At 39.0% G+C, this 13288-nt stretch carries 10 protein-coding genes; 4 read left to right on the plus strand and 6 right to left on the minus strand.

Annotation, left to right across the window (positions count from 1 at the left end; all coding sequences use genetic code 11):
- Positions 1-141: 141 nt before the first annotated feature.
- The 4 genes from GM920_RS01895 to GM920_RS01910 all read right to left on the minus strand — a co-directional run bounded on the left by GM920_RS01895 (position 142) and on the right by GM920_RS01910 (position 3545).
- Positions 142-1362: a hypothetical protein gene (locus GM920_RS01895; RefSeq protein WP_182952917.1), complete on the minus strand. Its 1221-nt coding sequence runs from the start codon at positions 1360-1362 to the stop codon at positions 142-144.
- A 418-nt stretch (positions 1363-1780) separates the two neighbouring features.
- Positions 1781-2059, minus strand: coding sequence for a TFIIB-type zinc ribbon-containing protein (locus GM920_RS01900; RefSeq protein ID WP_182952918.1), 279 nt, complete (start codon positions 2057-2059; stop codon positions 1781-1783).
- 74 nt (positions 2060-2133) lie between these two features.
- Positions 2134-2475, minus strand: a complete 342-nt coding sequence (locus GM920_RS01905; protein WP_182952919.1) for a hypothetical protein — start codon at positions 2473-2475, stop codon at positions 2134-2136.
- 86 nt (positions 2476-2561) lie between these two features.
- Positions 2562-3545 (minus strand): glycoside hydrolase family 43 protein, encoded by a 984-nt coding sequence (locus GM920_RS01910; protein ID WP_182952920.1) that lies wholly within the window; start codon positions 3543-3545, stop codon positions 2562-2564.
- 287 nt (positions 3546-3832) lie between these two features.
- Here GM920_RS01910 and ccsA point away from each other — a divergent pair, with 287 nt between their 5' ends.
- The gene (ccsA, locus tag GM920_RS01915) at positions 3833-7279 is read left to right on the plus strand and encodes a cytochrome c biogenesis protein CcsA (RefSeq protein WP_235964401.1); all 3447 of its coding nucleotides are present in this window, start codon (positions 3833-3835) and stop codon (positions 7277-7279) included.
- A 486-nt stretch (positions 7280-7765) separates the two neighbouring features.
- Here ccsA and GM920_RS01920 read toward each other — a convergent pair whose 3' ends face one another.
- Positions 7766-8749 (minus strand): aldo/keto reductase, encoded by a 984-nt coding sequence (locus GM920_RS01920; protein ID WP_182952921.1) that lies wholly within the window; start codon positions 8747-8749, stop codon positions 7766-7768.
- 301 nt (positions 8750-9050) lie between these two features.
- Here GM920_RS01920 and GM920_RS01925 point away from each other — a divergent pair, with 301 nt between their 5' ends.
- Positions 9051-9977 carry a helix-turn-helix domain-containing protein gene (locus tag GM920_RS01925; RefSeq protein WP_182952922.1) on the plus strand — a complete coding sequence of 309 codons (927 nt, stop codon included), beginning with the start codon at positions 9051-9053 and terminating at the stop codon, positions 9975-9977.
- A gap of 104 nt (positions 9978-10081) precedes the next feature.
- On the plus strand, positions 10082-10822 hold the full coding sequence (locus tag GM920_RS01930; RefSeq protein WP_182952923.1) for an SDR family oxidoreductase: 741 nt from the start codon (positions 10082-10084) through the stop codon (positions 10820-10822).
- A gap of 29 nt (positions 10823-10851) precedes the next feature.
- Here the strand turns inward: GM920_RS01930 and GM920_RS01935 are convergent, their stop codons facing one another.
- Positions 10852-11295 (minus strand): GNAT family N-acetyltransferase, encoded by a 444-nt coding sequence (locus tag GM920_RS01935; protein ID WP_182952924.1) that lies wholly within the window; start codon positions 11293-11295, stop codon positions 10852-10854.
- Between the two features lie 279 nt (positions 11296-11574).
- Between GM920_RS01935 and GM920_RS01940 the strand changes: the two genes are divergently transcribed.
- Entirely contained in the window at positions 11575-13248 is a 1674-nt protein-coding gene (locus tag GM920_RS01940) for a DUF6377 domain-containing protein (RefSeq protein ID WP_182952925.1), read from the plus strand.
- Positions 13249-13288 lie beyond the last annotated feature (40 nt).

Here is a 13288-nt window from a genome sequence, read left to right on the forward strand (position 1 = left end):
TTTTGTTTACACAAACGTTTGCGAAAAATTGTGGCAGATTGCTATCCCTCTTGGCGTATTTGTATTAACCTTATCTCATAACATAGCCTTCAAACTCCAGATTTCTGGCGCTTGAAGGCTAATTAATAAAATTGAAATGTTTTATGCGTTTGTAACTGAAGGTTTAAGTGGTGCAGCGTCCGGGATACGGGTTTGTCCGAATAAATCTTCCACCACTGGAAGCATTTCTACCTTAGGTTTTTCCTCGCTTATCTTTACTTCTTTTAGTTTCACAGCTTTTGGTTTATCTGTTCTGTTTTTAACCGTTTTAGGTTTTTCTTCAATAGTCTTTTCCGTTGCAGCAGCAGTAGAATCGATCAGTTTTTCCTCGGTTTTAACAGGCGCTTTTTCTGATGCCTTTTCCTGAGCCGGCTCAGGCGTTGTTTTGATTGCACTGATCGGAGTTTCAGTTGGAACCGAACCACCGTCAATTGCAGCAGCTGTTTTTGCTAAATCCTCGATGATGTCTTTTCCTAACATGCCTTCCGAACTGTTGCTTGTCTTTTCCGTTAATTTGGTTTTAGCAAGTTCTGCTCTTAAATTTTCCAGCTCAACCTGTTGTTCCTCCACTAAAGTTTGCTGTTGCTGAACTAAGGTTTCCTGTGCCTCCAGGTAAGATTGTAATCCATGGATAAACTCACCCATTTCATCAGCACCACCAGCCAATTTGTTTAGTGTTTTAGAGAATTCGTTTAAAATCTGGCTGTCCATTTTGTTCTTATAACGGGCACTATGGTCGATTTCAGCCCATCCTTCTTCAAAAATGTTGCGAACTTGAACCGCTACTTTGTATTCTTTTTTACTTGGCGCAGTTTTGATCACGTAATCAACAGATCTATAGCCGTCTGATTGTGTTTTTAATGTACATCCTTTATCGGTAAAGGCTTTAGTGGTAGTAGCAGCATCTTCGACTCTTACATTTGCCGTCATGTTACCGATAACCACAAATTGATCCACAATACTGTCATGTATTTTTGCCCAATCAGATTTGAAAAGTGGAATGATTCTAATGCTGATCAGGTTTTCAATCAGTGCTTCATAAGTCGTCAAATCAAGGATAACCTCTGGATGTTGTAGTTTATACGCAACAAGGTTAGCGATTAGTTCTTCCGAATTCTGGATCTGATATTTGATGGCATGAACGGCATCAAACTTGAAAAGTATTTTGACAACTCCGGTGCCGATTTCATCATACGCAGCCTTTTTGGATTCAAAATCGGCGCTGATGTTTAACAGTTCTTCGTAATTAAGGTTCGTAGCTTTTAAATCTGCTGAATTAAGGTTGTAGGTACTTAGAAATTCAGCTTGTTGGATCATACTCATTTATAAATGGTTTTGGGTTTCTGATAGCGCTCAATTGATTGATTTCGAATGGAGATATCTTGGTTTATGGTTGCTTTAATATGGTTCTTCAATTTCAAAATTAGTCTTTTTGAGCAAATTTGAAATAGTATCAATGGTTTTGATACCTGGATTTTTATCATGGATTAGCATCCGTAATTGAAACCTATTGATACACTGGATACTGCATTCTAATTTGATGTTGAAAATTAATAAAGGAATAGAAGAAAGATTCCTGGAGATGAATTTTCTCCAGAATTTGGAATCAAATAGCGGTAAACAGGAGGGAAGTAAAGAAAATAAAACAGGTCAGCATTTGTAATGCTGACCTGCTGAATGTTCTAAAATCTATTGCAGGTATGCAATGAAGTTAGATTGCGCAATCCTTTTGGAAAAGCGATTAAAAATCAAATAAGTCCTCTAAAAAGGATTTCTTCTTTTTTGGATATCCATGGGCGTTGCTTCCGTAACCATGTTGATTACGCTGGTCATGGCCACGTTGATCCTGTCCACGGTAACCTTCCTGGCGGTGTGATGAGCCTTTATCTTGATCATGTGCCAATAGTTTATCTAATTCACCTCGATCCAACCAAATACCGCGACATTTTGGGCAATAATCAATTTCTACATTATTTCTTACGGTCATTAATAGGGTTTCCTGGCAATTTGGACAATTCATAAAATTTCTTCTTTTTAAGTTAATTCTGATTACAATTATTTTGAGCAATACTTCTTTTGTTGATCAATTGAAATCTAGAACGGAGTTAACCTAAAAAGAAAGGAATATTCACCATGTTGGGGCCAGTTCCATGAGGCAACAGCAATCTTTGTTGCTGTTTGAGGTACCAGCGGACTAACGATGGCATCATGATTTGTAATTCGAGGTTGAAAATACTTTGCTTTTTTAACAGCAGAAGTATAACCCATATCCAATGGGATGTCTTCCAAAAGTTCTCCTTGAAAGTAGGAGCTGTAAAGGAAATTAGGATGATCATTTGAAGAGTTGGCAGAAAAAGTATTGGGTACAAACAATAATGTCCATACCAAAATGACAGTAGCAAAAATACCTTTTCTTAAACTAATCTTCTCTTTCAATGGTATCCTTTATGGTGTTCTATCGGTATTCCTATATGGAATTTAATTCGCTCCAAGATAACAACAATTCCAGTACAATGTGCTTTTTAACGTAATGATTTGCGAGAAACGCCTTCTGTCGTCATCACGATTGGTTTAATGAATCCATCTTTATCAAAATACATTCGATCAATACAAGTTTCTCTTGCATTTCCATTGGTCTGGTTTAACGGTCTTCTATGATACACAATATACCAATCATCGCTTTTCTCATTTCTAATCACCGAATGATGGCCAGCACCGTTAGCGATTTTTGCATCTTGTTGTAAAATCTTACCCACTCTTTTGAATGGCCCCATCGGAGAATCTGCAATGGCATAAGCCACACTATAATCCGGGCCAGTCCAGCCGCCTTCCGACCACATAAAGTAGTATTTGTTGTTTCTTATGAACATAAATGGGCCTTCTACGTAGTTTTCAGGTGTGATTTCTTTAAAAGTACTGCCATCTTTCATGGGTAAGAAACCCGTAAACTGATCATTTAGTCTTGCGATGTTGCAATGTTTCCAGCCCCCATAAATCAGGTAATATTTACCATCCTTATCTTTGAAAACAAACTGATCTATCGGTTGCGCACCATTGTGAAATTTGTCGACTAATGGCTTTCCTAAGTGATCTTTAAAAGGTCCGGCTGGGTTATTTGCAACAGCCACTCCAATACCACCAGTTTCCTGATCGCTTTGGATATCATTTGCCCCGAAAAACAAAAAGTATTGGTTCTTTTTCTTAATGATAGCAGGTGCCCATATGGCCTTTTTTGCCCATTTGATATTGGCGGTGTCCAATATTCTTGGATGCTTGGTCCAGGTCACCAGGTCAGGAGAGGAGAAGGCATCAAGAAAGACTTGCTTTTCGTATGGAGCCGAAAAAGTAGGATATACCCAGTAATTTTTCTCAAAAATAACGCCTTCAGGATCTGCATACCATCCTTTGAAGATCGGATTTCCAGAATGGGTTTTTAATGTTTTTGTCTGGGCATTTACGAGGTTTACCATAGGAAGTAAGCTCAGCGCCAGGAGTATTTTCTTCATCAAATCGTTATAGTTTAGGTTGTTTAATATAAAAATTATTCCTGACGTTAACAGGTATCAGGCAAAACCAGTCTGCTGCCAACATTAATTCTTTCTTCAACTGTAACAAAAACAATGAAATAAGACCCTTTTTTTATAAAATACGATTTAGTTTCGTCTTTTTTTTGCCATAAAATAATTAACCCTCATTTTTCTAAATCTCTCGGGTCATCTTTGCGCAATTGATAAGGAACAACTCCTAATGCCGGTGATTAAAACTGGTACAAAAGAAAAAGAAAAACACACGAATGATTACAAGGTTAGGCAAAATTCTCTTTTCCACCCGAACGATGGGTGCTATGTTATTGTTATACGCTTTCTCCATGGCCATGGCCACCTTTGTGGAAAATGATTATGGGACGGCAGTCGCCAAAGCATTAATCTACAACTGCTGGTGGTTTGAATTGGTGATGGTCATTTTGGTCCTCAATTTTATCGGTAATATCGGTAGATACCAATTGACACAGCGTAAAAAATGGCCACTGTTGGTATTTCACCTGGCATTCGTAATCATCTTTATTGGTGGATACATTACCAGATATGTAAGCTTTGAAGGCTCTATGCACATCAGAGAAGGTGAATCTTCAGATGAAATCATTTCGGATGCTACCTTTTTCAAAATGCAAATCGGGAAGGATGATCAGGCATTAGCCTATGATGACCTACCTGCAATTTTAATCTCTAACCGAATTCCAACTTACCTAAAGCCTTTCAAAAAGACTTTCAAAGCAGAATACGATTACCAGGGACAAAGGGTTAAAGTCAGAGTGATCGACTTTTACGCCAGAGCTCAAGACTCTTTAGTACGCAGTACTACCGGTAAACCAACTTTACATTTAGTGGTTTTAGAAAACGGAAAGAGAGTAAATAAGTATGTGCCTACAGGAACGGTGCAGTTGATGCAAAATATGTTGGTGAGCTACAATAAGGAAACTCCCGGAGCCATCAATATTTCAGATGCCACTACAGGCGGCTTGCAAATTGCCACTCCTTTCACTGGAGATTACATGATCATGGCAACGCAGGAGAAGAAACCTGTACTTGCTGATAGTCCGGCACAACCTTTCAACTTAAGAAGCTTATATACTTTTGGGAATTTAGCTTTCGTCATCCCAGAGCCATCAATTCCTGGTAACATCATCTATTTTGAAGGTGATAAAACCAAACATGAGCATGATCTGGACCTGATTAAAGTGGAAGTTACTTCTGGAAATACAGTGGATACCGTTTCTTTCTATGGCGGAAAAGGGATCACGAATTTCCAACACCAAAGTGAAATTGGCGGATTAAGAATATCTATGGCCTACGGTTCTAAAATTTATAAAACCCCGTTTTCTATTAAACTGGTAGACTTCAAAATGGAGAAATATCCAGGTAGTAATAGCCCTGCTTCCTATTCTTCTGATGTGTTAATTCAGGATGGCGGACAAGATACACCTTACAAAATATACATGAACCACGTATTGGATAAAGCTGGATACCGCTTGTTCCAGGCCAGTTTTGATGACGATGAGAAAGGAACAGTCCTTTCTGTAAATCATGATGAAACAGGTACAAACGTGACTTATATCGGTTATACTTTATTATTCCTTGGGATGTTCGTTACTTTATTTTGGAAAGGAACGCATTTCTCTAAACTAAACGAACAGTTGAGAACAATCTCTAAATCAGCAAAATCAAAATCACTTTTACTGGCACTTTTATTCCTTCCTTTAGGTGCAGCGTTTAGTCAGAAGATTGATATGCATGGCAAAAATGGTTCTACTGCCATTCCAGGTCTTGTAAAACCACAGATGCAAATGCCAGCAGACGACGGCCACAATCATGCACCTGGCGATGGTCACAACCATGCAGCAGACGACGGTCATAACCATGCTCCCGGTGATGGTCACAATCACACAGCAGATGACGGTCATAATCACGCTCCTGGTGATGGTCATGATCATGCCGCTGAAGCCCCTGGAACTACTGCTCAGGCACACAACCATGAACAACCAAGTAAAGCAGAAATGCAAATGTTACTTTCTGCAAAATCTGTAGATCCAGTTCAGTTTGCATCTTCTATAAAAATTGATGTGGCGCATGCCGATAAATTCGGTCATTTGCTGGTACAAAATATCGACGGAAGGGTGGAGCCAATCAATACGATGGCCTTAGAAATTCTGAGAAAACTGCACCGTAAAGACCGTTTCCACAGCTTAAATGCCAACCAGTTTTTCCTTTCGGTTTCAACTACGCCTTTCCTATGGGTAAATGTTCCACTGATTAAAATCGGAGCAAAAGGTGGCCCAGAGTTACTTAAAGCAGTAAAAGCGAACGAAGAAGGTTATACCTCCATGATTAACCTATTAAAGGTAGGCGAGGATGGAACGCTACAGTTTATCCTGAAAGATGATTATTCGAAAGCTTTTGCTAAGAAACCAGCAGAGCAAAATAACTACGATAAAGAGATTATTGATCTGAATGATAAATTACAGGCGATGCAATCACTGATCAATGGTCAATATTTGCGTATTTTCCCGATTCAAGGTGATGCAAATAATACTTGGATTGCGATGCCTTCTGCAGTCCCAGGCTCTGCCTTGGTAGGTGAACTAAACCCAATTGATCGTTATGCTAAAAGTATCAAAGACGGTCAGCAGACTGGAAACTGGGATGCAGCCAATACTGCTTTAGATCAGATCAAAGATATTCAATTGAAATTCGGTAAAGAGGTGATGCCTTCAGACTCGAAAGTGTTCTGGGAAGTGAGCTACAACTCATGGAATCTATTCCTAAACTTGATGATTACTTATGCCATGTTAGGTGCTGTAATTCTAGGATTGGCATTCTTTAAGCTGTTCAAAAACTCTAAAACACTGGATAAACTAGTGACGTTTGTGTTGATCTTAATCAGTATCGCGGCATTCCTTCAAGGTTTTGGTTTAGGGATAAGATGGTATATTTCTGGCCATGAGCCATGGAGCAATGGTTATGAAGCCGTTTTGTTCATCAGCTGGATCGGGGTACTTTCCGGATTGGGAATGTATAGAAATAGCAATGCCTTTATTCCTGCTGCGGGTTGTTTAATCGCCGTGATCTTAATGGGATTTGCACATGGTGGATCACAGATGAATCCACAGATTACGCCATTGGTTCCAGTGCTTAAATCTTACTGGTTGATGATTCACGTCGCAATTATTACCTCTAGTTATGGTTTCTTCGGGCTAAGTGCCTTAATGGGAACTGTAGTCTTAATTTTATACATAATTGACAATAACAAGATCTCTGCGAAAGTGAAATCTTCCATCACAGAATTGACTATAGTGAACGAGATGTCTTTAACCGTTGGATTGTTCTTACTTACAGTAGGTACTTTCTTGGGTGGTATCTGGGCTAATGAAAGCTGGGGGCGTTACTGGAGCTGGGATCCTAAAGAAACCTGGGCTTTTATCTCTGTGATCGTTTATGCTTTCGTTTTACACGTTCGCTTGATTCCAGGTTTAAGAACTAAATACCTGTTCAATTTACTGTCGTTGTTGAGCTTCTCGACAATTATCATGACGTATTTTGGGGTGAATTACTACCTAACCGGACTGCATTCTTATGCACAAGGTGATCCTGTACCAATTCCATCATGGGTTTATGTGACCGTAGGTGTGGTTTTTGTCCTGGCATTTATCTCTTACAGAAGATTTAAAATGCGCAGTAAGTAATTTGATTGCGTTTTACAGCGCTACTATAAATAGAAATGGCCGTTATCACATCCTTGTGGTAACGGCCATTTTTATTTCAAAAGCTTTTGTCCAAATTTGGGATTCAATTAAGGATGTGATAACATCCATTTTTATTAAGCAATCGTATGAATTTTAAATCCTTTTGAAAAGAATCAGCAGGACGCCAATAGAAACCAGCAACTGGATGCTGAAAAACAAAGTCTGAGCCTTCAATTGTGAATAGTCACGATTCTTGTAACAAGGAACCATAAGTCTGACTCTTTTGGATAGGATTACCAAAAAGAAAGCAATAAATAAAATGTTAATTAAATTCATATCAATTCTGATCTGCTGTGTGAAGACATAACCCAAAGGAAACAGTATATGCAATATAAACTTTTTTTTAATTAAAAAAACCAGGCTAAACGGGTAATTATCCGTTTAGCCTGGTTCATTCTGAGCTAATAATGTAGCTGAATTATCCTATTATAATTTTCTCAGTTCCCCATCAATAAAACTCAACTCTTCCGCACTTAAATCAAGACTCATCGCCTGCGCATTAGAAATCGCTTGTTCAGCATTTCTTGCACCAGCCAATACAATCGTAATCCCTTTTTGCAAAGTCGTCCAACGTAAGGCCAGTTGTGCCAGACTTGCGTTTTTTTCCTCCGCAATCGGACGAATACTTTCCAGGAATGTTTTCACTTTTTCCAGATCAAACTGACCGAAATATCCATTTCTATGGTCATCAGCCTTCAGTTTTTCATTTTGGAAATACTTGCCTGAAAGCAAACCTCTTTCCATCGGACTGTAAACAATAATGCCAATGTTGTTTTCTACAGTATAAGGCACCAGGTCCTTTTCGATACTGCGGTTCAGCATACTGTAAGCCACTTGATTTGCTGCCGGAACAAATGTGTTTCCTGCTTCTTTCAATTGATCTAAGCTATAGTTTGAAACTGCCGCTGCACGGACCTTTCCTTGCTGGATTAAGCTTTCCATCGCCTCCATCGTTTCATCAATAGGAGTGCTTGCATCCGGCCAGTGTTGCTGGATTAAATCGATATAATCCGTATCTAAACGTTTCAGACTCTCTTCAACTTCTTTAATGATGTTCGCTTTTGAAGCTAATTTATAGATAGCTACATTCTTTCCATCTACCGGTAGATCGAAAAAATGTTCTCCTTTTCCTTGGTTACTGCCGTCCCAAACCAGACCGAATTTAGTTAACAACTGAACTTTAGTTCTGTCTTTTCCTTTTAAAGCTTGTCCGATTAGTTCTTCACTTAAGCCGAAACCGTAAAAAGGAGCGGTATCTAAAGTAGTTACGCCATGATCTAAAGACGCGTGAATCGCCTCAATTGAATCTTTCTGATCATTTCCTGCCCACATTGTACCACCAATCGCGAATGCGCCATAAGTTATGGTAGACAATTCCAAAGCTGTATTTCCTAATTTTCTATATTCCATTTTGTTAATTATTATTGAAGGCACAAAAGTCCTCAATATTGAACTATCCTCAAAATAACATAACTTCTAGCTTTCTATAATTTAAATGATAGTAACTGGTTAATGCATGCGATTTTTTCCATGGCTCCGCCTGAAGACCAAGAAAAGACTAGGTTAGTCAATGGATACTTTTCCCTAAAATCAGGTAAATCCAACTAATTTAAGTTTCTCCACTGTTTTAGTGGAAGGTGCTGACAAGATTAACGTTTTCTACCGATTAAATAGATCAAAACGACTATTTTAGCAAAAAATTAAGGGTTATATGCAACAAAAGGAAGCGATATCAAAAGATCTGGCAGATTTGTACAAATTGATGGGCTTACCTTTGGATTCAGTTCAGCGCAAATCTGGCTTTACCATACATGCTTTAACAGAAACCTTCAAAGACTTGCCTTTTAAATCTATCGCTTACCGACCTGATTATTTTAGCTTCGTATTTCTGAAGGATGCCAGAGGAAGTTATGTCATCGATGAAATGTCATTTGTGGTCAATCCAGGAACGATTTATTTCACCAATCCAGGTAATTACAGAAGCTTTGAGTGGACTGAAATCAGAGATGCTTATTTGATTACTTTTAATGAATCCTTCCTGAAGACCAATGTCCAGTCCAACGTATTTGAGGATTTTTCTTTCTTACTGACAGAAACTGTCCAGCCGAAGCAATTACCACCGGAACAATTTGCTGAAATTGAACTGCTTTACCAATTGATTTATAAAGAACACTTGGGAGATTCCCCATATAAGAACAAGATTATTGGCAACCTGTTCGTTGCCTTGTTGTTGAAAATAAAGGAATACTTTTGGCAGGATTATAACCCCATTCAAGAAGGAAGCCGTAATTCTTCCATTGTAAAAGCATTTAAGCAGAATCTGGAAGCACATTATCGGGCTTTAGGATCTACGAAAGAAAATGTGTTGTTGAGGGTACAAGATTATGCGGATTTACAGCATTTACATGCCAATTATCTGAGTACGGTGATTAAAACCAAGACGGGGAAGACGGTCAGTACCTGGATTGCCGAGAAAACAATTGGAGAAGCAAAATCTTTGTTGAAAAATTCCAAAGACTCCATCAAAGAGATTTCTTTTTTGCTGGGCTTTGCCGAGCCCGGTCATTTTAGTAGCTACTTTAAAAAACATACCCAACTTACGCCAATCGCTTATCGGAAGCAAAATCTTGCCCGCTAACCGACAAATCATTTTTTATCTTAGAATTGAGCAAGTCATTCTTTAATATGTGTAATTTCTAAGCTCAGATTTAGCGGATCTTTGAATCATTAAATAAAGAAAACATGAGAACACTAAAAGATAAAGTAATTCTGGTCACTGGTGCATCAAGAGGTATCGGAGCAAGTATCGCTGAAAAGCTGGCTACTGCAGGTGCTAAAATTATTGTCAACTATGCAGGAGGAAAGGAAGCGGCAGCGCAAACTGTTACGAAAATCCAGGAGCAAGGTGGGGAGGCGATCGCAATTCAGGCAGATGTCAGTAATTCGGCAGCGGTTAAAACCATGTTCGATACTGCAATTGCCCATTATGGCAGAATTGACGTATTGGTAAACAATGCAGGAATTATGATCACGAAATTGCTTAAGGACACCACAGACGAGGAGTTTGCAAAGCAGTTTGATGTCAATGTAAAAGGAACTTTCAATACGATGAGGGAAGCAGCAACGCGTTTAGCCGATCAGGGAAGTATCATTAACTTTTCTACTTCTGTAAACCGGATCATGTTGCCTGGATATAGTACCTATGTAGCTACAAAAGCGGCAGTAGAACAGCTTACCCGTGTGTTCTCCAAAGAAGTTGGTGGTCGGGGGATTAATGTAAACTCCATTTCGCCCGGTCCAACAAATACGGAATTGTTTACGAATGGAAAACCTCAGGAGGTGATTGACCGTTTGGCTTCCCTTTCCGCTTTTAATCGTATCGGAGAACCAGAAGATATCGCTCAGGTAGTGGTGTTCCTTGCCAGTGATGATGCGAAATGGATTACCGCACAAAATATTGGTGTTAATGGTGGCATGGCTTAATGCGTTTTAGTATTAAGCCATGTTGATGACTATTTCCACCAATTGTAATAATTGTGGTCTTGATCGAGCTCAAATCCGCATTTTGGATATAGTCTGTTCCCAATGATGTTTGTTTTTTCTGTTTCCAGTAATAATCCGCAAGCATCTGTTTCGTCGCAATAGGCTTTGCATTTGTCTAGGAGTGCAATGGAGAAGCCGCGTCCACGGTAGGCAGGATCAACAAACAAGTCGCTTAACAGCCATTGACGCTGTAAGGCTTTATAGTGAAACAATGGGTAGAGCTGTGCAAATCCAACAAATTTGTCTCCATGTTTAATTAAAAATGTAACGCTTTCTTGGTTTGTAATCCTTTCTTCAAGAAACTTTTTCCCTTTTTCTAATGCCGATTCTTGTCTGTAAAAAACACGGTATTGATCAAATAATTCTGCAAATTCGTTCAAATGGGCTAGGCTCGCTTTTAATATTGTATTCATGCGCTTAAAATTTAGTGGTGTTTAATTACGGCAAAGCTGGGTTATTTTAGGGCTAGCAATGGGGTCCAGTTTTTGATTAAACCATAGGGCCAGTTTAGGAAGGGAATCTGCGTTGCAGGTTTTTAATGAAATCAGATAGATACGAGAATGGCACCACTCAAAGAATTATCAATGGCCTATAAACACGTTTTCCAACGACAAGGGATATGGAATTTACTAGGTTTCTTAGCTGAATTTAGATAGTTTTGCCCATTCCTATTTGCTTTAACCTTGTATCTTTTGAAATTGCTTAAACAAACTGTTCTGCTGTCTTTTCTGATCATCTTTGGGTTTTCTGGTTATGCTAAAAATGAGCGGAGCGGGAATTCTGGTTTAGACAGTTTATTAAAAGCGCTGGACCATGCCATTGAGCGGCGACAAACCTATACGGACAGGAGGGAAGCAGTCCTATCCGGACTCAAGCAGCAGCTGAAATCGCCTAATTTATCAAAAGAAGAAATATATACGCTCAACAGCAAAATTTATCAGGAATACAAACCTTATCAAAGTGATTCTGCGATAAAATATGTCAATTACAACCTGGAAATTGCAAGCCTTCTTAAAGATCCCTCAAGAATTGCAGCGTCTAAGCTGCAACTTTCTGCACTTTATTCGATTGCTGGGATGTCTATGGACGCAGCTAGCTTATTGAGGAGTTTGCACTCAGATCAATTGACAACTGATCTGAAAATCGGTTACTACCAGGCTTATAAAGATCTTTATAGTAATTTGGCCGCCTATCATAACGTCAATACCGATCTATATCGTAAATACAATGCAGCCTATAGAGATTCGCTGCTACAGATCTTACCGGCCTCTTCCAGGAATTATAAGGGGGTTTATGCAGAAAAGTTAAGCAGCTCTGGGGAATATAAAGCGGCAGAAAAACTTTTACTCGAACTATTGGCAGGAGTGAAAACTAAAAATCACGAATACGCGATCTGGAGTTCAGCTTTAGGGATAGTCTATAGGAACGAAGGTGATACTTTGCTTCAACAAAAATACTTTGCATTGTCGGCCATTTCAGATCTACAGAATGCAATTAAGGAGAATACCTCTTTACAGGCATTGGCCATTTCGCTATATGAAACCGGGGATTTAGACCGTTCCTACCAATATATTAAGTGCTCCATGGAGGACGCGATTTTTTGTAATGCGCCATTACGTACCATCGTCATCTCCAAGATTTTTCCCATCATTGATGTGGCCCACCAAACGAAAGAAAAACAACAAAGAACCCAATTGTTAATCTTGCTGGGCTTGATCAGTGTGCTTTCTGCAGGTTTAATAGCCGCGGTAGCTTACGTGATCAAGCAGATGAAAAAGTTGCAAAAGAGTCGGTTGGAATTACAAGGGGTAAACCACCTTTTAAAGAAACTGAACCAAGATTTACAAAGTATAAATCAGCAGCTGACCAAGACAAACACCCAGCTCAGTGAAGCAAACCGAATTAAAGAAGAATACATCGGAAACTTCTTAGACCTTTGTTCCAACTATATCAATAAGCTGGAAGATTATCGGAAAGGCCTCCATAAAAAAGCAACAACCGGAAATATAGATGCGCTTTTAAAAATGTTAAAGTCGACAGACCTGATGACTACTGAACTTAAAGCGCTCTACAAAAATTTTGACGATACTTTCTTACACCTATATCCTGATTTCGTAACTGAGTTTAACAACCTGCTGTTAGCCGAAGAACGTTTTGACCTTAAACCAGGGGAGTTAAATACAGAATTAAGGATGTATGCTTTGCTCAGATTGGGAATTCATGACAGTGCAAAGATTGCTGCTTTTCTTCGTTGTTCGATGAGTACCATTTACAATTACAGAACAAAAGTGAGGAATAAAGCGATCGTTCCAAGAGAGGATTTTGAGGATTATGTCAAAGAAATAGGCACAATGTCTACATTTTAAGCAGGTGTTTCTGTTGTTAGTTGATTGGTTTTGAGTTTTT

Source organism: Pedobacter gandavensis, from assembly GCF_014172405.1.
GTDB lineage: Bacteria > Bacteroidota > Bacteroidia > Sphingobacteriales > Sphingobacteriaceae > Pedobacter > Pedobacter gandavensis.

Coding starts and splice junctions, on each gene's coding strand:
- GM920_RS01900 (WP_182952918.1), bottom strand. CDS start 2,059: ATGAATTGTCCAAATTGCCAGGAAACCCTATTAATGACCGTAAGAAAT.
- GM920_RS01930 (WP_182952923.1), top strand. CDS start 10,082: ATGAGAACACTAAAAGATAAAGTAATTCTGGTCACTGGTGCATCAAGA.
- GM920_RS01920 (WP_182952921.1), bottom strand. CDS start 8,749: ATGGAATATAGAAAATTAGGAAATACAGCTTTGGAATTGTCTACCATA.
- ccsA (WP_235964401.1), top strand. CDS start 3,833: ATGATTACAAGGTTAGGCAAAATTCTCTTTTCCACCCGAACGATGGGT.
- GM920_RS01925 (WP_182952922.1), top strand. CDS start 9,051: ATGCAACAAAAGGAAGCGATATCAAAAGATCTGGCAGATTTGTACAAA.
- GM920_RS01910 (WP_182952920.1), bottom strand. CDS start 3,545: ATGAAGAAAATACTCCTGGCGCTGAGCTTACTTCCTATGGTAAACCTC.
- GM920_RS01935 (WP_182952924.1), bottom strand. CDS start 11,295: ATGAATACAATATTAAAAGCGAGCCTAGCCCATTTGAACGAATTTGCA.
- GM920_RS01895 (WP_182952917.1), bottom strand. CDS start 1,362: ATGAGTATGATCCAACAAGCTGAATTTCTAAGTACCTACAACCTTAAT.